Annotated in this window: 19 protein-coding genes; 11 read left to right on the top strand and 8 right to left on the bottom strand. The window is 50.4% G+C overall.

Annotation, left to right across the window (positions count from 1 at the left end):
* Position 1 precedes the first annotated feature (1 nt).
* The 7 genes from ACVBEF_RS02460 to ACVBEF_RS02490 all read left to right on the top strand — a co-directional run bounded on the left by ACVBEF_RS02460 (position 2) and on the right by ACVBEF_RS02490 (position 6,088).
* Complete coding sequence (locus ACVBEF_RS02460; protein ID WP_447122357.1) at positions 2-670, top strand: nicotinate-nucleotide adenylyltransferase; 669 nt, start codon at positions 2-4, stop codon at positions 668-670.
* Positions 671-1,321, top strand: coding sequence for a ribosome silencing factor (gene rsfS, locus ACVBEF_RS02465; protein ID WP_447122358.1), 651 nt, complete (start codon positions 671-673; stop codon positions 1,319-1,321).
* Positions 1,322-1,330: 9 nt separating this feature from the next.
* Positions 1,331-1,801: a 23S rRNA (pseudouridine(1915)-N(3))-methyltransferase RlmH gene (gene rlmH, locus ACVBEF_RS02470; protein ID WP_447122359.1), complete on the top strand. Its 471-nt coding sequence runs from the start codon at positions 1,331-1,333 to the stop codon at positions 1,799-1,801.
* A gap of 113 nt (positions 1,802-1,914) precedes the next feature.
* Positions 1,915-2,535 carry a Maf family protein gene (locus ACVBEF_RS02475; protein ID WP_447122360.1) on the top strand — a complete coding sequence of 207 codons (621 nt, stop codon included), beginning with the start codon at positions 1,915-1,917 and terminating at the stop codon, positions 2,533-2,535.
* Complete coding sequence (gene rng, locus ACVBEF_RS02480; RefSeq protein ID WP_447122361.1) at positions 2,532-4,007, top strand: ribonuclease G; 1,476 nt, start codon at positions 2,532-2,534, stop codon at positions 4,005-4,007. The genes ACVBEF_RS02475 and rng overlap by 4 nt, the downstream gene beginning before the upstream one ends.
* Positions 4,008-4,024: 17 nt before the next feature.
* Positions 4,025-5,002, top strand: coding sequence for a glycosyltransferase family 8 protein (locus tag ACVBEF_RS02485; RefSeq protein ID WP_447122362.1), 978 nt, complete (start codon positions 4,025-4,027; stop codon positions 5,000-5,002).
* Positions 5,003-5,050: 48 nt separating this feature from the next.
* Positions 5,051-6,088, top strand: a complete 1,038-nt coding sequence (locus ACVBEF_RS02490; RefSeq protein ID WP_447122363.1) for a glycosyltransferase family 9 protein — start codon at positions 5,051-5,053, stop codon at positions 6,086-6,088.
* Positions 6,089-6,101: 13 nt separating this feature from the next.
* On the opposite strand, the gene ACVBEF_RS02495 is transcribed toward ACVBEF_RS02490, so the two are convergent.
* The 4 genes from ACVBEF_RS02495 to dnaE all read right to left on the bottom strand — a co-directional run bounded on the left by ACVBEF_RS02495 (position 6,102) and on the right by dnaE (position 13,840).
* Positions 6,102-7,226 carry a glycosyltransferase family 9 protein gene (locus tag ACVBEF_RS02495; protein WP_447122364.1) on the bottom strand — a complete coding sequence of 375 codons (1,125 nt, stop codon included), beginning with the start codon at positions 7,224-7,226 and terminating at the stop codon, positions 6,102-6,104.
* A gap of 80 nt (positions 7,227-7,306) precedes the next feature.
* Entirely contained in the window at positions 7,307-9,064 is a 1,758-nt protein-coding gene (msbA, locus tag ACVBEF_RS02500; RefSeq protein ID WP_447122365.1) for a lipid A export permease/ATP-binding protein MsbA, read from the bottom strand.
* Positions 9,061-10,308, bottom strand: coding sequence for an O-antigen ligase family protein (locus ACVBEF_RS02505; RefSeq protein ID WP_447122366.1), 1,248 nt, complete (start codon positions 10,306-10,308; stop codon positions 9,061-9,063). Before ACVBEF_RS02505 ends, msbA begins: the two co-directional genes overlap by 4 nt.
* A gap of 64 nt (positions 10,309-10,372) precedes the next feature.
* Positions 10,373-13,840, bottom strand: coding sequence for a DNA polymerase III subunit alpha (dnaE, locus tag ACVBEF_RS02510; protein ID WP_447122367.1), 3,468 nt, complete (start codon positions 13,838-13,840; stop codon positions 10,373-10,375).
* A 129-nt stretch (positions 13,841-13,969) separates the two neighbouring features.
* On the opposite strand from dnaE, the gene ACVBEF_RS02515 reads away from it, so the two are divergent.
* Both ACVBEF_RS02515 and gluQRS read left to right on the top strand, forming a co-directional pair.
* A complete protein-coding gene (locus tag ACVBEF_RS02515) occupies positions 13,970-14,872 on the top strand; it encodes a sulfurtransferase (RefSeq protein WP_447122368.1) in 903 nt (300 codons plus the stop codon).
* A gap of 144 nt (positions 14,873-15,016) precedes the next feature.
* The gene (gene gluQRS, locus ACVBEF_RS02520) at positions 15,017-15,910 is read left to right on the top strand and encodes a tRNA glutamyl-Q(34) synthetase GluQRS (protein ID WP_447122369.1); all 894 of its coding nucleotides are present in this window, start codon (positions 15,017-15,019) and stop codon (positions 15,908-15,910) included.
* 40 nt (positions 15,911-15,950) lie between these two features.
* Here gluQRS and ACVBEF_RS02525 read toward each other — a convergent pair whose 3' ends face one another.
* The 4 genes from ACVBEF_RS02525 to ACVBEF_RS02540 all read right to left on the bottom strand — a co-directional run bounded on the left by ACVBEF_RS02525 (position 15,951) and on the right by ACVBEF_RS02540 (position 19,661).
* Positions 15,951-17,489, bottom strand: coding sequence for a DEAD/DEAH box helicase (locus tag ACVBEF_RS02525; protein WP_447122370.1), 1,539 nt, complete (start codon positions 17,487-17,489; stop codon positions 15,951-15,953).
* Between the two features lie 239 nt (positions 17,490-17,728).
* On the bottom strand, positions 17,729-18,754 hold the full coding sequence (tsaD, locus tag ACVBEF_RS02530; protein WP_447122371.1) for a tRNA (adenosine(37)-N6)-threonylcarbamoyltransferase complex transferase subunit TsaD: 1,026 nt from the start codon (positions 18,752-18,754) through the stop codon (positions 17,729-17,731).
* Between the two features lie 77 nt (positions 18,755-18,831).
* Positions 18,832-19,023 carry a zf-HC2 domain-containing protein gene (locus ACVBEF_RS02535; protein WP_447122372.1) on the bottom strand — a complete coding sequence of 64 codons (192 nt, stop codon included), beginning with the start codon at positions 19,021-19,023 and terminating at the stop codon, positions 18,832-18,834.
* A gap of 62 nt (positions 19,024-19,085) precedes the next feature.
* Complete coding sequence (locus ACVBEF_RS02540; protein ID WP_447122373.1) at positions 19,086-19,661, bottom strand: sigma-70 family RNA polymerase sigma factor; 576 nt, start codon at positions 19,659-19,661, stop codon at positions 19,086-19,088.
* A 212-nt stretch (positions 19,662-19,873) separates the two neighbouring features.
* Here ACVBEF_RS02540 and ybiB point away from each other — a divergent pair, with 212 nt between their 5' ends.
* Together ybiB and ACVBEF_RS02550 are read left to right on the top strand one after the other, a co-directional pair.
* Positions 19,874-20,893, top strand: a complete 1,020-nt coding sequence (gene ybiB, locus ACVBEF_RS02545) for a DNA-binding protein YbiB (protein WP_447122374.1) — start codon at positions 19,874-19,876, stop codon at positions 20,891-20,893.
* Positions 20,894-21,099: 206 nt separating this feature from the next.
* Positions 21,100-22,311 carry a cation:proton antiporter gene (locus tag ACVBEF_RS02550; protein ID WP_447122375.1) on the top strand — a complete coding sequence of 404 codons (1,212 nt, stop codon included), beginning with the start codon at positions 21,100-21,102 and terminating at the stop codon, positions 22,309-22,311.
* Positions 22,312-22,341: the final 30 nt, after the last annotated feature.

Raw genomic sequence — 22,341 nt, forward strand, 5'->3', positions numbered from 1 at the left:
CATGCAACCCGATCAACATCCACGGTGCTGTATCGCAGTACTGGGCGGCAGTTTTGACCCGGTGCACAACGGTCATGTGGCTCTGGCGAAATACTTTGTAACGTTACTGACGCCAGATCTCTTACGCGTTATACCGACAGGTAATCCCTGGCAAAAGCATGGTTTGGAAGCTGGTGCGGTGGATCGGGTCGAAATGGTCCGACGCGCTTTTAGCGGACAAGCCGTTGAGGTCGTCATAGATCAGCAGGAAATCGAGCGGCAAACGGCGACGTTCACCATTGACACGCTGCAATCGCTACGGACTGAACTGGGTCCGCACGCATCCATCATTTTTTTAATGGGGGCTGACCAGTTACAACATCTGAATACTTGGCAGGGTTGGGACAAACTGTTCAATTATGCGCATCTGGGAGTTGCCTCCCGGCCCGGCTTTGCGCTCGATGCATCACAGGTACCGCCCGAGGTCACGCGCGAATTTACGCGCCGCGCAGCGACCCCAGAGCAGATTCGCCAGAGTCCGCATGGTTTGACTTATCTGGCGGAAAACCTATTTGTAGACATATCGGCAACAGAAATTCGTAGTGCATTGCACGCTGGCAATCATCCAGATTTGCTGGTCCCGGCAGCGGTGCTAGACTATATTGAACAACACCATCTTTATAAGAATTAAATGGAAATCAAAAAACTGCAAGGCCTCGTCATTGATGCTCTCGAAGACGTCAAAGCGCAAGAAATCCGCGTCTTTGATACATCCCATCTGACGAGCCTGTTTGACCGCATCGTGGTCGCCTCCGGCACCTCGAACCGCCAAACCAAGGCGCTCGCCGCATCCGTGCGCGACAAAGTCAAAGAAAACGGCGGCCATATTCTGAGCGTCGAAGGCGAAGGCACTGGCGAGTGGGTACTGGTCGACTTAGGCGACATGGTGGTTCACATCATGCAACCAGCGATTCGCGCGTATTACCGTCTGGAAGAAATCTGGGGCGAAAAAGAAGTCAAGTTTGGCGCTGCCAAACGGATTACTGACCGCACCGTCACTGCAGACGATGCTGCGCCGAAAAAAGTTTCGCGCCATTTGACAACTTCGCAAGCACTCGCGCCTGAAGTAGACGCCCCGCTGAAAAAAGCCCCACGCAAGAAGCCGGTAAAAACCGATGGCGCATCAAAAGCCGTCGGCAAAACCATCAAGGTTTCAGCCTCAAAAAGCGTGACGACCAAAAATGCTGCGCACAAAGCGTCTATTACGCCGAAAAAACCGTCTGTCAGAAAAGCGCCAACGACCGCCAAGCGCGCACCGGCAAAACCTAAAGACGCTGAGTAATAGCCTCACATGCAGCTCATCATCGCTGCGGTCGGCCATAAAATGCCGGCCTGGATTGAGACCGGATTCGGCGAGTATGCTAAACGCATGCCGCCGGATTGCCGGATCATCCTCAAGGAAATCAAACCGGTTGAACGCTCTGGCAGTAAAACAGCAGAAACGGCGATGGCACTCGAACGTAGCCGAATTGAAGCCGTATTGCCAAAAGGCGTACGCATCATTGCGCTCGACGAGCACGGCAAAGATCTGACCTCTATGCAGCTATCGCAGCAATTAACGCAATGGCAACGCGATGGTCGCGACATCGCCTTCATCATTGGCGGTGCCGATGGACTTGACCCGGAATTTAAAGCCAAAGCAGATACGCTGCTACGTATTTCCAGCTTGACACTCCCGCACGGAATAGTGCGCGTATTACTTGCCGAGCAACTTTATCGCGCTTGGTCAATCACCCAAAATCATCCGTATCACCGAATATAAATTTGCCGTGCGTAACTTTGCCATTGGTCGATACAAAATGATGTAAATTGGGCTAGGTACTTCGGGTCTACTTCGTTTAGCAAGAACACTTGGAAAACATTGCAACCCAAGCCATGACAAACCCGCATCAGAAAATATATCTTGCGTCCCAAAGTCCTCGCAGACGCGATTTATTACGTCAGATCGGCGTCGATTTTGAACTACTCCTATTACGCGACAAAGCAGCACGCGGACCGGATATCAGTGAAGCGGTTCTGGAACACGAAACCCCAACCGTATATGTAGCCCGCGTGACACTGGAAAAAGCCGCCTTCGCGCTCAAGGCGATGCATTGGCGCAAGCTACCTGTACACCCGATTCTGGCCGCCGACACCACCGTGACCATAGACGGAAAAATACTCGGCAAACCCAGCGATGCAGCCGAGGCCACCGATATGCTGCAACGCCTGTCGGGACGCACGCATCAAGTTCTGACCAACGTTGTTGTCCTGCATCAGGAACAGTGCTTGCAAATCACGCACACCTCGGAAGTCGTCTTTCAACCATTGAGCGAGCAAATGATCCGCGCTTACTGCGCTACCACTGAGCCTTATGACAAAGCTGGCGCCTATGGTATTCAAGGCATCGCCGCAGTCTTCATTAAATCCATTAACGGCAGCCATTCTGGCATCATGGGCTTGCCCCTGTTCGAGACGGCACAACTACTACAACAAGCAGGGATCCGTATTTTATGAGCGAAGACATCCTCGTCAACATCACCCCGCAAGAAACCCGGGTTGCCCTGATTTTTCAAGGTGCAGTGCAAGAACTGCACATTGAGCGCACCTTGTCACGCGGCCTGGCCGGCAATATCTATCTGGGCAAAGTCGTGCGCGTACTGCCCGGAATGCAATCGGCCTTCATCGATATCGGCCTGGAACGCGCCGCCTTTCTACACGTCGCCGATATCTGGGAGTCCCGCGCACGCGGGTTGACGACTGACAGTCCGCCACCGATACAAACACCGATTGAAAAGTTGCTGTTCGACGGTCAACCGTTGATGGTACAGGTTGTCAAAGATCCCATCGGCACCAAAGGCGCGCGATTATCTACTCAGATTTCTATCGCTGGTCGTATGCTGGTGTATTTACCGCAAGACAGCCATATCGGGATATCGCAACGCATTGAGAACGAAGCCGAAAGAGAATTGCTGCGCAGCAAAGTCCAACAGTTTCTTCCGGCGGAGGAAAAAGGCGGCTTTATCATCCGCACGATGGCCGAAGATGCATCCGACACTGATCTGCAAATGGATATTGAATATCTACGCAAAACCTGGTCATCGATCACGCTACTGGCAAAGAGCCGCCCGGCCCCAACCTTGCTGCATCAGGATTTAAGTCTCGCGCAACGCGTACTGCGTGATTTTGTGGATGACAAAACTACCAGTATTCAGGTTGACTCACGCGAGAACTTTCAAAAACTCCAGGAATTTGCCGCCATTTATACCCCTTCGGTGACGGCACGCTTATTACACTACACCGGCGAAAGACCGCTATTTGACTTGTATGGCGTGGAAGACGAAATTCTCAATGCACTGAGTCGGCGCGTGCCGCTCAAGTCAGGCGGCTACCTGATCGTCGACCAGACCGAAGCAATGACGACCATCGACGTCAATACCGGCAGTTTCGTCAATGGTCGCAATTTTGACGACACCATCTTCAAAACCAATCTGGAAGCCGCACACGCCATCGCCCGCCAGCTCCGCTTACGTAATCTGGGCGGCATCATCATTCTCGACTTCATCGACATGGAAAATGTCGAACATAAAACCGCCGTATTGTCCGAGTTAAACAAAGCCCTGTTACGCGACCGCACCAAAAAATCGGTATCCGATTTTTCCGCGCTAGGCTTAGTTGAAATGACTCGCAAACGCACGCGTGAATCATTGGCGCACATCCTCTGCGAGCCCTGCCCGGTCTGCAACGGTAAAGGCCAGGTCAAAACCGCACGCACCCTCTGCTATGAAATTTTGCGCGAAGTACTGCGCGAAGCCAAACAATTCAACCCGCGTGAATTCAGAATTCTGGCCTCGCAAGTGGTGGTGGATATGTTTCTGGAAGAAGAGTCGCAACATCTGGCGATGCTCGGTGATTTCATCCGTAAGCCAATTTCATTGCAGGTGGAAACTGTATATCCACAAGAGCAGTACGACATTATTTTGATGTAGGTTTTCAGGACAAATCAATGCACACCCATTTAAATGACATTCCTCAATTGCCCGCAGAAAAAGAAACCGACTCTTTTCATATCGCATTTTGTGTTGATGACCATTATTGCCGCAGCATGGGCGCGACCATCACGTCAATTATCCATCACAATCCTGGTACCACTTTTACGTTTCATGTATTTGCCTTTTCGATTTCCGAAGATAATCGCCAACGCTTTAATCAGTTAGCGAGCAAGTTTGGCGTGGCGACGCATATTCATATTATTGATCCGGTCATCTTTAAACCATTTGCGCATATCTCGCAATTTTCTTATTACTCACCGACTATTTTCACGCGCCTGTTAATTCCATCGACTTTGCGTGGAATAACCGACAAGGTTCTTTATCTGGACGCGGATATTTTGTGTATGGGAAGCATCGCCGAATTAATACAAATGGATTTTGGCAATAGTGCGGCGATTGTTGTCCCCGATGCAGACGAAACCACGCGCAGACGCTGCGCCGCGTTACAACTATCGTCGCAGCGCTATTTCAATTCCGGCGTGATGTATATGAACGTTGACGTATGGGAATCCCAACAAATTACTGAGAAAACTATCCACGCGATACTGGAAAATGGCAAAAATTATCGCTTCCCGGATCAGGATGCACTCAATGTCGTATTAGAAGGAAAAGTGCAGTTTATCGATAGGAAATGGAATTTTTTATACGATCTGATCCACGATCTCGAAAAGGATAAGCGCCAGATGCGCGCTATCGGCGATGTCGGATTTATTCACTTTGCTGGCGCGGTAAAACCTTGGAATAATTGGTGTCTGCACGCGTCAAGAGACTTGTTTGTCAAGCACCACGCCGTTTCGCCTTGGGCTGATGTCGCGCTTGATGCCGCACCAAGGAATTATAAAGAAATGCGCATGTTTTCTCGTTTTTTGATGAAACGTGGCCAGGTATTTAGCAGCTTTAAGTGGTTTATAAAATATTTGATAGCTAGATAGATGAACCATCTGTCTACATTACTAAACTACTTACTATTCAACTTTAAAATGGCATTAACAAGTTCACATATATTAATATGCCGCACCGATAATATCGGTGATGTCATATTAACGCTGCCGATTGCTGCTCGCATAAAACAACAATATCCGTCGATCAAGATAAGCTTTCTCTGTCGGGCCTATGCCGCATCTGTGGTACGGCATTGCAGCAGTGTCGATGAAGTCATAGAGGTCGAAGATATTTTGTCTGATGCCGCCGCCTATTTTGCCCAGTCAGACATCGACACCATCATATTTTCCCAACCGGATCAACATTTGGCGCGTGCGGCATTCAAAGCGCGCATTCCAAATCGCATTGGTAATTCTCGTCATAAGCTCTATCAATTACTGTATTGCAATCGCCGGGTACGTTTTAAGAAAGGGAACTCTGAGCACCACGAGGCGCAATTCAATTTTGAGTTTTTACGCCCCTTCGGCCTCAATGATATTCCTGAGATCACCGAAATTCCGGCCTTATACAGCTTCAACATTCCCGAAAATATCGAGATTAAGCAACTGTTAGCGCAATATCCATTCAATATCATCTTGCATACCAAGTCGAATGGACACGGCCGTGAATGGCCGATCGCGCATTATTTGACGCTCGCCAGGCAACTAAGCAAGGACAAGAATATCCAGTTATGGCTCACAGGAAGTGCCGCAGAAGGACAATGGCTCGCAGAAAATGCGGTAGAACTATTGGCATTGCCGAATGTGAGCAATGTTTGCGGCAGATTCACCCTTGATGAGCTCACCACCTTCATTAAGGCAGCCGATGGTTTAATCGCCAGCGGCACAGGACCGCTACATATCTCGGCGGCAATCGGGCAGCGCACGCTCGGTTTATTTCCACCGATTCGGCCCATGCATCCAGGAAGATGGGCGCCTGTCGGCACACAAGCTCAAACCCTATGCATACCAAGCAATTGCAGCGGTTGTAAAGACGCTGAAGCTGAGAATTGCGCCTGTATGAAAAACATTGCTCCTGCCACCGTTGAAAAAATAGTTTTGCAATGGTACAAGGAAGCGGCGCCAGTAGTTCTCTGATGAATGACTGTATTTAGCGCATCTTTGGTAAAGCTGCAATGACTTGGTCAACGGTAATCGCCTTGACCCAATCCCTGCGATTAAGCGCAGTAACGACTGTGCTGTTTTCTTTATCTATCGGCGCCCACTCTGGATTTTTTTGACGCATCAACGCAATCACCGGAACATGCACAGCGTTGGCCAGATGCATCACTGCAGTTTCAACAGAGATGATGACATCACACTCCGTCAATACCGCTGGCAATTGGAAGAAATTCTCCTGAGCACTAAACAATTGAAAACGATCTAATTTTTTATGATCGAAAAATGCTCTGGCCGTACGCATTTGCTCCGGTACAACGTTCATTACAATATCTGTATTACGCCAGTCGCCTTGCGCTCTTAATGCCGTAACCAGTTCCAGTACATGCTCTAAGGGCCAGCATCGTTTCCTGGTTTTTGCGTACGGATTAATAAAGACTAACCGGGTTGACGACGCCCCAATTTCACGTGCAAATCCCCATTCGATTAACTGCTGCTTTGCATATTGTTTCCATCGATCAGGAATCTCAACGAATGGCATGCGCGATGACGGCGTCGTTACAATCCCAAACAAGCGATTAAACCAAGCCGCATAAATATCGCTAATATGCAGTCCCGGCTGTGATGCTTCGTCAGGATCCAGGGCGCCATTTAATTTGCGATAGGCTAAATGTTTATGCACCGCAAAAAAACTTGCCGATTTTTTCATGCCGACCACAAACCCGCGTGGACTGATTTCACGCGCCATCGATGCATACATCGGCGGACGTAGAGTCGAGAGCGAAACAACCAACGGATAAGCTTCTTGTTGCGCTTCTTTGATCGATTGATGAAATAACGCCGGACTATACGTTTGCTTGTACAGCTTGGCGACAAACGGACATGCTGCTACCCAGTCATATAAAGCGTATTTTTTTAAATGTTCCCAACTTTCAACCCGATTTGTTCGCCGTACTTCATCGATCCAGATATGAATTTTAATGTGCGGATAAGCTTCTGAAAAAGACTGAAAACAATTTTGCAGATAAGTAAAATCACCTAAGGCAAGATGTGCGATAAACAGAATTTTGTCTGCCTTCTTTATTAATACATCGCTGGGAACCAGTTGTGTGAGCATGAAAAATTCTATGTACAGGTAATCGATTGATCTGATTGATCTCGGGCGAAAATGCCAAGATCGTGCGAATTACATCTGAATTACATCTCTATATTCGTCGTTTCCCGAGAAAACTGAAGTCGATATAAATTAGCGTAAGCGCCCTGCTTGTCGAGCAACTCATCGTGCGTTCCGATCTCGACTATGCTGCCGCCAGAGAGCACCACAATGCGGCTGGCACGCTCAATGGTGGAGAGCCGATGGGCGATCACGAACGTGGTCCGGCCTTCCATGAGTTGATCCAGCGCAGCTTGCACTGCACGTTCGGATTCGCTATCGAGGGCTGAGGTTGCCTCATCCAGAATCAAAATTGGCGCGTCTTTGTAGATTGCCCTCGCCATCGCCAGACGCTGGCGTTGACCGCCGGACAGGCGCGAGCCGTTATCGCCAATCTGCGTCTCTAATCCCTCCGGCAAACTGGCAATCATATCGGTCAGATATGCGGCCTCTGCAGCCGCCTCAATACGCTCCTGATTTGGCGCGCTGTCACCGTAAGCAATATTGGCGGCGATGGTGTCGTTAAACAAAATCACGTTTTGGCTCACCATCGCAATTTGCGCACGTAAGCTGATGAGGGATATGTCTTCGATCGCCTCCCCATCGAGCAAAATTTTCCCTTCGGTTACCTTATAAAATCCGGGTATCAAATTCACCAGCGTGGATTTTCCACCGCCCGACATTCCTACAAATGCAATCGTTTCACCCGGTGCGACGCTGAGGTTAATGCCATTTAATGCTCGCGCCTCTTGACCCGGATAAGAAAAACTGACGTCAACAAGATCGATTCTGCCGTGCGCACGTTGATCAAGCTGTTTGCCACTACTGCGTTCAACTGTGCTGTCAATCAGCGTAAAAACCGCTTCGGCTGCCGCCATGCCGCGCTGCAAAGGACCATTCACCTCAGCGAGTTGTTTCAGCGGTGCCAGCAATGCAATCATTGCAGTGAAAAATGAAATGAAGCCACCAACGGTAATCTCACCGTGGCTCGATTGCACCAGCGCCATCATGATCATGATCGACATGGCGCATGCGGTCATGATCTGCGTCACCGGCACAGTTGCCGCAAAGGTAGTTGTGAGCCGCATGCTGTAGCTGCGTAGATTTTCAGCTCCCGCTTCGAAACGCTTTTTTTCGTAATCCTGACCACCAAAAATCTTGATGACCTGTTGTGCCCGCGTAGTTTCTTCAATCACCTGAGTCAATTGCGCATTGACGCCTAGCGCATCTTTATTCAACTTTTTCAAGCGCTTGCCAGTTGTCCGAACCACCAACATCATCAACGGCATCAACACCAGCGCCACTATCGTCAAGCTCCAGCTGATATACAGCATGTAGGCCAGCAAGCCGAAAACAGTCAGAACACAACGCACGATGGAAGTAAATAACTTACTGATCATGTCGATGATTTGCTGTACTTCAAACATGATTGAATTAATCACGCGTCCCACCGAATGCGTCGCATGGAAGTCGATCGGCACGTTCAACAGACGACTGAACATTTGCTGCCGCAACGTATTGAGCACCCGAGTCGACACCCAGTTCGTCATATAAGTCGTTAAAAACGTTGAAGCTCCGCGTGCCACAAAAGCGCCGACTACCGCTACCGGCACCATCCACAGAGGAAATGAAGGCTTTTCGACAAAACCGTGATCCAGCAATACCTTGAAAATATAAGCGACTAACGGCTCGGTCGCGGCAGTGACAACCATGCCCAGAAAGGCTAGTGCCAGGCGTTTTTTATACGGCCGATGGTAGGTTGCAAGTCGTTTGAAATACGTTGAATACGTCGCAGCAATCATGGGTTGATCAACTCAATTTCTTTTTTTCGTTTAATAATACAGGCCATAAATACCGCTACGCTCATAGTATAAAATCCACCAAGAACAGTCCAAAAGAACATTAAATCAGTCAGACCGTAAATAAAAAACCCCACACACAAAACCAAACCTAAATAGGCAGCGGTCCGTATATCTTTGTCACCATGACGCCTATCGCGCATAAAGTAATAAGCCGGTACAACGTAAATTGACATACTCGCCAGTAATCCAAATATCCCCAAAATTGCCATATTGAATAAAATCTCATTATGCGAGTGCGCAAAGTGCGCCGCTGCCGGGGTAACTATTTTGCGGGTTACAAGTTCATTCACACCGCTGGTGTAGTTCTCTCTTCCTACACCAACGATCGGATGTTCTTTAAACAATATCAACGCCGCATTCCAAAGTTGGAGTCGTACACCCACTGAAGTGTCGACATCTGTGCCGCTGACATAAAGAGCAATCTCTGACTTAGCGTCAGCAACTCTTTGTTGAACAGCGCTGCTTAAACTAAATACGCCAATCAACATAGCAAGCGTCACAACAAAAATCGCTAACTTATGCCGAATACGTATCTTGTCAAAAAACATAAAGATGATAATCAGAAAAAATGGAATCGCAATCCAACTTCCTCGCGTTTTTGCCAGGATAGTTGTGTACACACCGATACAGCACACCAACACTTTTAACGCGAATACTATTTTTTGGCGACGATCATTCCAACCAAATGACAGTAATGCCATCACTCCCAGCAATAACGCTACGTTAGAAAAAGCAATGGTTGATAAAAATCCTATGTTGCCATCTCGATCGATACCTCCGTCGGTCATATGATAGGCCTTGGTCATCGCAAGTAACACACCGACAATGAAAGCCCATTGCACATTCTTCAAATACTTTAAAGGGGCACTCAGGACTATCCAGAAAACCGGTGCAAACACAGCAAGCCTGAGCGCCCTATCGTATTGTTTGATCTGATAATCACCGATAACAAGCTGGTTTATAAGTACTGCACAGGCTAATGAAACCATCGCCAGATGGAGCGGCCAATATTGTATTAACAGTTGGGTAAAGCTAGTCTCCATCGGTTTGCAGCGACCAACCAGCGCGACAATACTGCATGCCACAAGCAGATATAAACAAGCATTTCCTGCATTGTGCAGAACCAGTGATAAGGCGGAAAAAAGCGTAATCAGAAGGATCACGGGCCATTTTATGTAAGACAAATTTCTTCTCCAAATCTAATCTTTTGATTGCGCGTTCGCATGCACAAGCGTGCACTATTGAGGCTTAATACTCCACTATGACAGCATCCTTACCCAATCTCGCCGTCAAAGTAGCCTGCAAGCCATCGTTAGGCGAAATACGCCATCCGTCACCGAACGTGATATCGCACCCAATAGTTTCGCCCGAATAATGTATTGTCAATGGCAACCCACCCTCAGAACGATGGGGGGACAACATCTCTTTAAGCTCGATGACACTCATCTGAGGCGATGGTGTAGACAACGACAATGCAAACTGCTTTCCATAATGAATCCGTGCAGCAGCAATATCCATGACCTTTTCGGCTGACACACGCAAGCCGCCGTTAAAGCGATCTTCCGAAACTTTGCCTTGCACGATCAAAAACTCGTCTTCCTTAAAGAAGGCTTTATTCGGCTCGAACTGCTCGCTATAGACCGTCACATCGACCGTCGCGCTGCCATCATCGAGTGTGACGATCATCATTTTTCCACGCTGAGTCATTTGCGTGCGTAAGCCCGAAATGATGCCCGCTAAGGTTCGGGAATCACGCGAAGGCTCCAGGTTGCCTAGCGGAGTGCGGGCAAAGCGGCGTACTTCGGGTGCATAGACATCAAATAAATGGCCGGATAAATAAAATCCCAGCGCAGATTTTTCTTCGGTGAGTTTCTGTTTATCGGTCCACGGGGTCGCCTTGACGTACTCGGGTGGCGGCTCCAGATCACTATCATCTCCACCAAACAGACTGACCTGATTTGCAGCGGCCAGTTTCTGGTCTGCAGCTTCCATCGCCAGCGGTACGGATGCGAGCAAGATGCCGCGATCTACCTTGAAGCAATCGAACGCACCGGCCCGAATCAAGGACTCAATCGTGCGCCGATTGATCTGACGCTTGTCTACGCGCACACAGAAATCGAACAAATTGACGAAAGGTTGTTCTTTACGGGCGGCAACGATGGCCTCGATCGCATTTTGGCCGGAGCCTTTTACCGCGCCCAAGCCATAGCGAATAAAGGCGGCTTTTTTGCCAGCTTCGGCCTCGGGTGTAAAGCGGTATTCGGACAGGTTAATGTCCGGCGGCAACAAGGTCAGCTTGCAAATGTCTAAAGAATCGACGACCAGAATTTTGATTTTCTCTGTATCGTCCATCGCCAGTGACAAGTTGGCGGCCATAAAGGCGGCGGGGTGATGGGCTTTTAAATAGGCGGTGTGATACGACAATAAAGCATAGGCCGCAGCGTGCGATTTGTTAAAACCGTAGCCCGCGAATTTTTCCATCAAATCGAAAATTTCGTCGGCCTTGGCCTCGGTCAGACCGTCTTTAGCCGCACCGTCGCGGAAGATTTGACGATGCTCCGCCATTTCTTCGGCTTTTTTCTTGCCCATCGCACGTCGCAGCAAATCCGCACCACCGAGCGAGTATCCGCCGACCACCTGCGCCATCTGCATCACCTGCTCCTGATACACCATGATGCCGTAGGTTTCGGACAAAATACCTTCAGTACGCGGATCGGGATAGTCGAACCGTTCACCGTGTTTACGCTTACAGAAATCGGGAATCAGATCCATCGGACCCGGACGATACAACGCGACGAGCGCGATAATATCTTCGAAGCGATCGGGGCGCGCGTCCTTGAGCATGCCTTGCATGCCGCGGCTTTCTAGCTGAAATACCGCGACTGTTTTAGCCGCTGTGAGCAATTGATACGAAGCACGGTCATTGAGCGGCAGTTTTTCCAGACTGAAATCGGCCATCGCCGGATCAAGCTGTTTGATGTAGCGCACGGCGCGATCAAGAATGGTCAGCGTGGTCAATCCCAAAAAGTCGAACTTGACCAGACCGACGGCCTCAACGTCATCCTTGTCGTATTGTGAGACCACGCCAGCGTCGCCGCCTTGCGTATAGAGCGGACAAAAATCGGTCAATTTACCGGGGGCAATCAGCACGCCACCGGCATGCATCCCGATATTGCGGGCGATGCCTTCAACTTGTTGGGCCAGACTCAATAGCTGCTTGACCTCTTCCTCGTTCTCCAGACGCTCGGCCAGCATCGGTTCTTCTTTGATGGCATCGGCAATCGTGACGTGCTTGCCCGGCTTGAACGGAATGAGCTTGGAGATACCGTCGCAGAAGTTATAACCAAAATCGAGCACCCGGCCGACATCACGAATCGCGCCCTTGGCGGCCATGGTCCCGAAAGTCGCAATCTGCGAGACCGCCTCCTTGCCGTATAAATCCTTAACGTGTTGAATGACGCGATCGCGTCCTTCCTGGCAAAAGTCGATATCGAAGTCAGGCATGGAAACCCGCTCAGGGTTCAGAAACCGCTCGAACAGGAGGTTGTATTGCAGTGGATCAAGGTCCGTAATTTGCAACGAATAAGCTACCAGCGAACCCGCTCCAGAACCTCGGCCCGGCCCGACCGGCACGCCGTTGTCCTTGGCCCAGCGAATAAACTCAGCAACGATCAGAAAGTAGCCGGGGAAACCCATCTTGACGATGGTGTCGATTTCAAACTTCAACCGATCTTGATAGCGCTGACGGTTTTGCTCGCGCTTCTCTGGGTCTGGGAACAAATGCAACATGCGCACGTCCAGCCCATCTTTCGATTGCTGATCGAGAAACTCACCAATCGTCATTCCCTCCGGTGTCGGAAAATCCGGCAACTGGGGCTTACCGAGTTGTAGCGACAAATTGCAGCGTTTAGCGATTTCGACCGAATTTTCCAAGGCCGCCGGCATGTCGGCAAACAAGGCCGCCATTTCAGCTTGGGTTTTAAAACACTGCTGATCGTTAAAGCGGCGCACCCGGCGCGCATTGGCCAGCATTTCGCCTTCGGAAATACAGGTGCGTGCCTCGTGGGCAATGAATTCTTCTTTATCGAGGAACTGAATCGGATGGGTGGCGACGACCGGCAATTGCAGCTCCCCGGCTAGCGCCACCGCATGGCGCACGTGCGGCTCCATATTCGGCTGGTCGGCGCGCTGTACTTCGATATAAAAATTATCCGGAAAAATAGTCATCCAGCGCTCGGCACAACGCTTGGCGGCGGCCAGATTGCCGTTATCGATGGCGATACCAACGTCGCCAAAATGCGCGCCTGACAATGCGATGAGGCCGTTTCCGTTCGGTTGATGCTGAAGGTCGTCCAACCATTCGTGGCGGATTTCAGCACGGCCACGGTGCAGATTTTCCAGCCAGGCCTTGGATAACAATTCACAAAGTTGCAAATAACCGGCGCGGTTCTTGACCAGTAATAACAACCGCGATGGTTTGTCGCGCACGTCGTTATTGGTGATCCAGACATCGCAGCCAATAATTGGCTTAACGCCTTTGCTGCGCGCAGCCTTGTAAAACTTGACCATGCCAAACAGATTGGCAAGGTCGGAGATGCCAAGGGCGGCCTGATTGTCGTCGGCAGCGGCTTTAATGACGTCGTCGATGCGGACTAAGCCATCGACAATCGAGTATTCGGAGTGCAGGCGGAGGTGGGTAAATTGCGGTGTCGTCATGGGGCAGTATTTTACCCCGACAGCGGCCCTGAATCGGGATTCGCGCCGCAAATCGTCTTGAAAAGTCGGTGCGCGTTTATAATATTGCGAAATCAATGAACTACAGAGAAATCTGAGAAAATCAAGCTTATGTCGTCCACACCTACCTACGTCAATATCGCGGCTTACAAATTCATCACCTTTGATGATACTGCCGACAAACGCGCCGAATTTCTGGCAACGTGTACCCAATTAGAGCTAAAAGGCACTATTTTACTTAGCCCTGAAGGTATCAACATGTTTTTGGCAGGTTTCCGTGAGCAAATTGACCAGTTTTTGACATGGTTACGTGCCGATGCGCGCTTCTCAGATATTGAAGTCAAAGAGAGCTATTCCGAAAATCAACCGTTTACGCGCATGCTGGTCAAACTCAAGGCCGAAATCATTACGATGAAGCATCCCTTGATCAAACCGGAACTGGGTCGCGCGCCTTCCGTTGCGCCAAAAACCCTTAAGCGCTGGCTCGATCAAGGCCATGACGACAATGGTCGTCCGGTCGTCATGATGGATACCCGCAATGGATTTGAGGTCGATGTTGGCACGTTCGACAATACTCTTGATTATCGGATTGAGAAGTTTAGCGAGTTCCCCGACGTCATTGCTGCACACAAAGATGCGCTGGTCGATAAAACAGTCGTCACTTTCTGCACCGGCGGCATCCGCTGTGAAAAAGCCGCCATTCATATGCAGGAAATCGGCTTTGATAGCGTGTATCAACTAGACGGCGGGATTCTCAAGTATTTTGAAGAGTGCGGCGGCGCGCACTATCACGGTGATTGTTTTGTATTTGACTATCGGACGTCACTCAATCCCCAACTGGAAGAAACGACGACGGCGCAATGTTTTGCTTGTCGCACCGTGGTGACCCCGCGTGAGCAATTATCGCCGGACTATGTTGTGGGCATATCCTGTCCACACTGCCCATCCAAGCAAGTGGCAAAACAAGTACCAACGCAAGATTCTGTCGCAGCGCAAGCAACGCCGCATGCATGACCTGATGATGATCCAATCATAAAAAGCCCAGCGAGAATACCGCCGGGCTTTTTATTTGGCTTTTTACAAACTTCAAACGCAGATATTCCCTGGCACGCTTAATGCCTGTAGTTGCGTCAAATATTACCTTTACGCCCACCCACAATGCATAACCCAACGCACTACGTCGGCCGTTTCGCCCCATCCCCCACGGGACCGCTCCATGATGGTTCGCTTGTTGCCGCAATGGCAAGCTATCTTGATGCTAAAGCACATCAAGGTGCATGGTTGGTGCGCATGGAAGATGTTGATGAGGCGCATACCGCACCAGGTGCGGCTGAGGCGATCTTAAATGCGTTGACGACGTTACAGATGCATTGGGATGGCGCGGTGGCATATCAAAGTCATCGCAGCAATCTCTATCAAAACGCATTCGACAAACTTGGCCGACTGGCCTATCCCTGCGGTTGTACGCGTCGCGAAATTGTCGACTCTCAAATTGATGTCACGACCGATGGCGCAGCAGTGTATCCCGGTACGTGTCGGGATGGCTTACCGGTGGGCAAACCGACGCGCTCCTATCGCTTGGTGGTGCCGGAGATCGGGCAACCGACTGAACTCATTCGCTTTGAAGACCGGTTGCAAGGCTTGATCCAGCAGCATCTTGCAATAGAGGTGGGGGATTTTGTGTTGAAACGTGCGGATGGGTTTTGGGCCTATCAGCTAGCGGTCGTGGTCGATGATGCCGATCAGGGTGTCACGCATGTGGTGCGTGGAACCGATCTTTTAGACTCCACGGCAAGACAGATTTATCTGCAACGGCTGCTTCAGTTGAGAACACCAGCTTATCTGCATGTGCCGGTTATCACCAATGTCAGCGGCGAAAAACTCTCCAAAAAAAATGGCGCACAAGCACTGGATTTAACCCAAGGGCTTCCAACTTTGGTAAAAGCCGCGTGGTTCTTAGGTCTGGAAATCGGGCAGGTCGCTTCGATTGAAGCATTTTGGCCGCTTGCTACCGCTGCCTGGGCTCGCCAGCGGCATATCGGGCCGTACTGACTATGCAAAATGCCGACAGTTGCGTCGGCATTTGATCTATCTAAACAGTCACAGGGCGCTTAGGCATTCCACCCAATAACGCAGCAACCTTGCCTTTAGACTTGGTTGCGCTTCCGCCCGTCTGATGATTCTGGGCGATCTCAACAGCCGATAGAGTCGGCTCATATGGCTTCAAAAACCACGGATCTATCTTTTCCTTGCGCGGCAATGATGTATAAGCGCTACGGGTATGTTGGCTACTACGATCTGACGACGGCCCTGAACGGGTATCGGTGCGCGTATCTGCGCGATCGGGCCGTGCATGACTGCGCGGCGTTTCGCTCTCTTCCCGACGCGGCGCACGCTCACGCTCGGACACGCGTGACTTCGGTACAAAACCCACCAACTCAGCACGTACGAACTTGTGCTTGATCATGGTTTCGATATCGACCAACAAGCGTTCATCTTTTTCGGTGTAGAGCGAAATCGCATCGCCGGAAGCACCAGCGCGCCCGGTACGACCAATACGGTGGACGTAATCTTCAGCGTTATAAGGCAGATCGTAGTTAATTACGCACGGCAACTCGGCGATATCGAGACCGCGCGCGGCGACGTCGGTGGCAACCAAGACTTCAATCTCGCCTTTTTTGAACGCGTCTAATGCCGCCATCCGTTCATTCTGGCTTTTGTCGCCATGAATTGCAGAGGCGTTGACGCCTTCGTTCTCCAAATGTTTGGCTAGCTTCGATGCACCGATTTTGGTGTTAGAAAACACGATGACCTGCTTTAAATTACGTTCGCGAATAATGAACGATACCGCGTCCAGCTTGGCCTGATCATCTACCCGATACATGGTTTGGGTGACGTTATCGGCAGTGGCATTGCTACGCGCGACTTCGATGGTGACCGGGTTTTTAAGGAAACTGCCCGCGAGTTTTTTAATCTCAGCCGAAAACGTGGCCGAAAACATCAAGCTTTGACGCTCTTTTGGCAACAAATTAATGATGCGCTGCAAATCAGGAAGGAAACCCATGTCAAGCATGCGGTCAGCCTCGTCCATCACCAGAATCTGGGTCTGCGACAAGTTGATGGTTTTTTGCTGAACGTGATCCAGCAGGCGACCAGGCGTAGCGATCACAATCTCAATACCGGAGCGCAATGCTGCCGTTTGCGGGGCCATATCGATTCCACCGAAAACCACGGTCGCACGCAAGGCCGTATGACGACAATACGCTTTGACGTTTTCTGCAACCTGATCGGCCAACTCACGCGTCGGCGTCAAAATCAAGGCGCGTACCGGATGACGGGCAGGCGACGCGCTGGTATTCGCATGGGCCAGTAATAACTGAATAATCGGCAGCGCAAATCCCGCCGTTTTGCCGGTACCGGTTTGGGCAGCGCCCATCACATCGCGGCCTTGCAAAACAATCGGAATGGCTTGCGCTTGAATCGGCGTGGGATTGACATAACCTTGATCGCTCAGTGCGCGCAAGATCTCTGGTGACAATCCAAAATCGGTAAAACGAATGGCCTGCTCAGACGCTTGTACATCGGTCGCAGGAAGAATTTCTTGTTGCTTTTCAGACAGAGTGTCAGGCATGGTATTTGGCGGCCTTGCGCGCTATGCCGTTAAGATGATTAACGACCGGCGTGGGCACTATTGCTTTCAATGAATTCGTGATTTCGTGTCAACTTTTGCAAAAAAGCAAAATACAAGCTGAAGCGAAAGGGGTGCAAACTGCGGCTGAAAATGCACACTTTTGCATTACAGTCCAGCATTATACGCCTAGCCGAGACTTTTCTTAGATGACACTTTTCTTGGTGCCTATTGATAGGGACTTATATCCCTAATTGATCCAGCGGCCAGCGCGGGCGCACGTTAAATGCGTAATCGCGCTGCGCGACTTCTGGCCTGAGTTGCAAACGCATTGCCCCAGCAAAGGCAATCATGGCGCCATTGTCGGTACAAAACTCCAGCTCGGGATAAAACACTTTAAAGCGCCGTTTCACTGCTGCTTCATTGAGAGCATCACGCAATTGTTGGTTTGCGCCGACGCCGCCTGCGATCACTAAGCGGTTCAGGCCGGTTTGCCTTAACGCCGCCAGGCATTTGACCACCAGGACCTCCACCAATGCCTCTACAAAAGCACGCGCAATATTGGCTTTATCCTGCTCGCAAATTGGGGCGGTTTGCTTTTTCACTAAAGTAAGCACCGCTGTTTTGAGGCCGGAAAAACTAAAATCCAGGTTTTTGGAGTGCAACATCGGCCTTGGCAACTGATACACCGATGGATCGCCAGACTCTGCCAGACGCGATATCGCCGGGCCACCGGGATAGCCAAGACCGAGTAATTTGGCCGACTTGTCGAAAGCCTCGCCGGCGGCATCGTCCAGCGTTTCGCCTAGCAACGTATATTGCCCGACGCCATCGACTCGCATCAATTGCGTATGTCCGCCGGACACCAGTAAGGCCACAAATGGAAACTTCGGTGGATTACTGGCCAGCAGCGGCGATAAAAGATGACCTTCTAAATGATGTACGCCCAGCATAGGCTTATCTAGCGCTAATCCAAGGCCGCAAGCAACTGAAGCGCCGACCAGCAAAGCACCCGCTAAGCCTGGCCCCTGGGTATAGGCGATGGCATCGATTTCACGCATCTGTGTATTGCCGTCTGCCAATACTTGTTGCAATAACGGAATCGCCCGACGGATGTGATCACGCGAGGCGAGCTCGGGGACGACCCCACCGTATTGTTCGTGCATCGCCACTTGTGAGTGCAATGCGTGAGAAAGCAGACCGCGTTGCGTGTCGTATAACGCAATGCCGGTTTCATCGCAGGAGGATTCAACGCCGAGAACAATCATGGGGAAAATGAATATTGAGAATGCCGCATTGTAATGGAAAGTATCAGCAGATTTTGCTGCCAGCGACTACGGCGCTTTCAGTCCTTCCCCAAGCGTTGCATAGCGTCACGCAAAAAATGGAGATGGTGCGAGAAACGCGTGCAGGCCGTGCATGTCCATAAATGCACCCGAACGCGCGTCCGATGCAGTGGCGACAACGTACGATCCTGCGCCTCGGAGAGCAGACTTTGTGTTTCTCGGCAGGTAGGAAATAAACGGTGACGTGGCATGGATAGTGTGTCCGGCTAAGAGGTAATCGAATGGTAGTCGTGGGAATGGCGCAAAAATGACACTATGCTTGTCCGATCGACGTCCCAAACCAGTTTATTTGCAAGCATTCACGCAAGCGCGTGCGAGCCCGATACAGCAACACCCAGGCATTGGCGCTGGTGATATCGAGTTCCTTGCAGATCGCCTCGGTATCGAGTTCCAGCCATTCTCGCATCATAAAAATGCGGCCAGTCTTGGCGGGTAATTTATCGATGCATAGCTGCAAAATATCGAAGAACTCCTTGCGTTCAAGCGTCAGATGCGGATTGCCCCAGTCAGGCATCGCCTCTATCGCGTGATCCTGACTGTTGAACAATGCATCAACCATATCGGCATCGCTACGATCGTCATAGATATCGTCGGTAAATTGCACCTCGCGCTTGCCGCGCCGCAACTGGTCGATCAACTTATGTTTAAGTATGCCGATGACATAGGTTTTAAGAGAGGATTGGTGCTGAAATCTGTCAGTGTGCTCCATCACAGCAACAATGGTCTCCGAAACGGCATCTTCGGCCAGACTGAAATTACGCAATTGCAACTGCGCAAACCTCAGCAATTGCGGACGCAGCGTTTCCAGCTCACAAGAATCGACGGCCATATTTCATCCTGAAATAATCAATTAAAAGACTACGACTATCAACATAGTCATGTACATAAATCTATACGGCGGATTTTGCGTAAGTTCTTAGCTACACATTAACGCTATGATACGCATCGGCCTGGTGTGCAATCGCAATTGTGGGTCGGCGATTTTATTTGGCTCTGCCTGCCATTAATTTTTATACAATTTTACTATTGCCTACTTTCTTTATGCAAAATACATCAGCTCCAGAATCTCTCGAACCCTTCATCGCCGCCCGCTTCATTAAAGAAATCGGACGCGGTAAAGACGGCGCGCGTAGCCTCTCCCGTTCAGATGCTTTTGACTTGTATGCAGCCATGCTAGACGGACGCGTTTCGGATCTGGAAATGGGCGGTATTTTGCTGGCGATGCGCATTAAGGGCGAGTCGGTCGATGAAATCGCAGGCTTTCTCGATGCCGCAGAAGCATCTTTTATGCCGCTGCCAACGTCAAACGGGGTTGCAACGAAACAATCACTGTATGCACCAGTGGTGATTCCCAGTTACAACGGCGCACGTCACATGGCCAATCTCACGCCATTGCTAGCGCTGTTACTGGCACGCGAAGGAATTCCGACGCTGGTGCATGGCGTACTGACTGACACAGGACGAGTCACTACTGCAGAAATTTTTACTGCGCTTGAGCATACCCACGCCACCACCGTTGATCAAGCCGTCGAATGCTTCGAGCGGCATGCACCTGCTTTTATGCCCATCACTGCACTGGCCCCAAAAATGGCGCGCTTGCTAGCGATGCGCCGGATATTGGGGGTGCGTAATTCGACGCATACTTTAGTCAAAATTATCCAGCCGTTCAGCAGCCCGGCATTACGTCTGACGTCCTATACGCATCCGGAATATCTGACGATGCTAAGCACCTACTTTAAAACCACTGCAGCAGCCGAACGCGGAGACGTTTTTCTCATGCGCGGAACAGAGGGAGAAACCGTCGCGAACGCGAAAAGAGCGCAGCAAATTGCATGGTTTCACGATGGGACGCAGACAACCTTAGTAGAAAAACAGAACGTCGCCGAAGAAATTCCGGCGCTGCCTGAAGAGCGTGATGCCAGCGTAACCGCACGCTGGATAAGACAGGTATTGCGGGGCGATATTGCGCTGCCTAAACCCATTGGAGAGCAGGTCGCGCACTGCAAAGAGGTATGCAAAAGACTTAAAATCCGGCAAAATCTAGCCCATCTTGACTATTAATCATCCCGAAAAGTCCATGTAACAAGGCAAGAAAGTCACATTACTTCGTATGTAAAAACAGGTAATGCTGTTTTATTTTTTATCCGGATTTTCTTCTCAATCAATTTCTTGCGTCCCAGCTACCGGCACGAACAAAATCGATTACGCAACGATTGCACGGCAAAGCAAACACAGCAAGATCCATACACTAACCATCAGGAGTACGCATGGACTGGGCTCTCCCCTCGTTCGCCCTAGCCGACCCTCTTCAGTGGAATGCACTGTTGCTGTTTGGCAGCTTGCTGCTATTCGGATTGCTAGGCGGCTATATCGCGACCAAATCTCCTTGGGTGCCAAGGATTACCGGCTATTTAATCGTCGGTTTCATACTTGGCGTCGGCGGCCTTGATCTGCTATCAGGTGACGTTCTCAAACTGGCGAATATTTTTGCTGACGTAGCCGTAGCCCTGGTCGTCTATCAACTGGGGCGCTACGTCGACATTGGCTGGCTGCGGCGTGAAAAATGGCTGCTAGCAACAGTCTTGCTAAGTTCAGCACTCTGTTTTGTATTTGTCAGTGGTGCCTTGATGTGGCTGGGAACGTCAAGCGTATTGGCATTATTAGGCGGCGTCCTCGCCATCGCCACCGCCCCGGCGGTCATCATGGTCGTCGTCAGAGATCTCAAAGCAGAAGGTCAGGTCACCCGACGTTTGGCGGCCATGACTGCGTTAAATAATTTTGTGGCAATACTAGTGGCTTACGCGCTCTTGCCTGTCATCGCACATGAAGGCACGACACCGTTTATCACGCTGTTGACGCACACCGCGTATTCACTGATCGGCTCGTTATTGCTGGCCTATGTCACTTATCGCCTGATGATCCCGTTGGCGCGCTTGCTGGGTCGCCAACCTAGCCGCCAGTTCGTCCTCGTGATTGCGGTGATTTCGCTTGCTATCGGCGCTGCCCACGCCTTGCAGTTGCCTGTGCTGCTGACGATGTTGATCTTCGCGATCATGTCAAAAAATCTTGATCATCAATACGATTTGATGGAGCTAGAGTTTGGCGTTGCCAATGAATTGTTCATCGTGATGCTGTTCGTCACCGTCGGCGCCTCCATACGCTTAAACGACTTGTCGATGGTCGGCCTGTCAGTCATCGTATTAATCGGCGCACGCTTCCTGGCGATGGCCTGTGGGGTATTTACTTTTGCCCATTTCGCCAAAATGAAATGGAAGCAAGCCGCATTGATTACCTTGGGCACGCTACCGATGACGGAAGCTGGCCTGGGATTGATGCAAACCATTTCTTATCTTTATCCGCACACCACTGCTGACGTTCTGCCATTGCTGGCCGGTTGTCTGATCGTGTTGGAATTATGTGGACCGATCGCAACGCAATTTGCGTTAATTAAATCTGGCGAGAGTGGGCGCGAAGGCTAACGCCTTAACCGACCTACGCCAAAGGAGACA

The organism is Glaciimonas sp. GG7 (assembly GCF_052976905.1).

What these genes read in the sequence shown, in the direction of transcription:
- tsaD (WP_447122371.1), bottom strand. Translation starts at nt 18,754, where the DNA reads ATGATTGTTCTCGGCGTTGAATCCTCCTGCGATGAAACCGGCATTGCG.
- ACVBEF_RS02540 (WP_447122373.1), bottom strand. Translation starts at nt 19,661, where the DNA reads ATGGCCGTCGATTCTTGTGAGCTGGAAACGCTGCGTCCGCAATTGCTG.
- rng (WP_447122361.1), top strand. Translation starts at nt 2,532, where the DNA reads ATGAGCGAAGACATCCTCGTCAACATCACCCCGCAAGAAACCCGGGTT.
- ACVBEF_RS02525 (WP_447122370.1), bottom strand. Translation starts at nt 17,489, where the DNA reads ATGCCTGACACTCTGTCTGAAAAGCAACAAGAAATTCTTCCTGCGACC.
- ACVBEF_RS02535 (WP_447122372.1), bottom strand. Translation starts at nt 19,023, where the DNA reads ATGCCACGTCACCGTTTATTTCCTACCTGCCGAGAAACACAAAGTCTG.
- ACVBEF_RS02475 (WP_447122360.1), top strand. Translation starts at nt 1,915, where the DNA reads ATGACAAACCCGCATCAGAAAATATATCTTGCGTCCCAAAGTCCTCGC.
- ACVBEF_RS02550 (WP_447122375.1), top strand. Translation starts at nt 21,100, where the DNA reads ATGGACTGGGCTCTCCCCTCGTTCGCCCTAGCCGACCCTCTTCAGTGG.
- ACVBEF_RS02485 (WP_447122362.1), top strand. Translation starts at nt 4,025, where the DNA reads ATGCACACCCATTTAAATGACATTCCTCAATTGCCCGCAGAAAAAGAA.
- ACVBEF_RS02495 (WP_447122364.1), bottom strand. Translation starts at nt 7,226, where the DNA reads ATGCTCACACAACTGGTTCCCAGCGATGTATTAATAAAGAAGGCAGAC.
- ACVBEF_RS02490 (WP_447122363.1), top strand. Translation starts at nt 5,051, where the DNA reads ATGGCATTAACAAGTTCACATATATTAATATGCCGCACCGATAATATC.
- dnaE (WP_447122367.1), bottom strand. Translation starts at nt 13,840, where the DNA reads ATGACGACACCGCAATTTACCCACCTCCGCCTGCACTCCGAATACTCG.
- rsfS (WP_447122358.1), top strand. Translation starts at nt 671, where the DNA reads ATGGAAATCAAAAAACTGCAAGGCCTCGTCATTGATGCTCTCGAAGAC.
- rlmH (WP_447122359.1), top strand. Translation starts at nt 1,331, where the DNA reads ATGCAGCTCATCATCGCTGCGGTCGGCCATAAAATGCCGGCCTGGATT.
- ACVBEF_RS02515 (WP_447122368.1), top strand. Translation starts at nt 13,970, where the DNA reads ATGTCGTCCACACCTACCTACGTCAATATCGCGGCTTACAAATTCATC.
- gluQRS (WP_447122369.1), top strand. Translation starts at nt 15,017, where the DNA reads ATGCATAACCCAACGCACTACGTCGGCCGTTTCGCCCCATCCCCCACG.
- ACVBEF_RS02460 (WP_447122357.1), top strand. Translation starts at nt 2, where the DNA reads ATGCAACCCGATCAACATCCACGGTGCTGTATCGCAGTACTGGGCGGC.
- msbA (WP_447122365.1), bottom strand. Translation starts at nt 9,064, where the DNA reads ATGATTGCTGCGACGTATTCAACGTATTTCAAACGACTTGCAACCTAC.
- ybiB (WP_447122374.1), top strand. Translation starts at nt 19,874, where the DNA reads ATGCAAAATACATCAGCTCCAGAATCTCTCGAACCCTTCATCGCCGCC.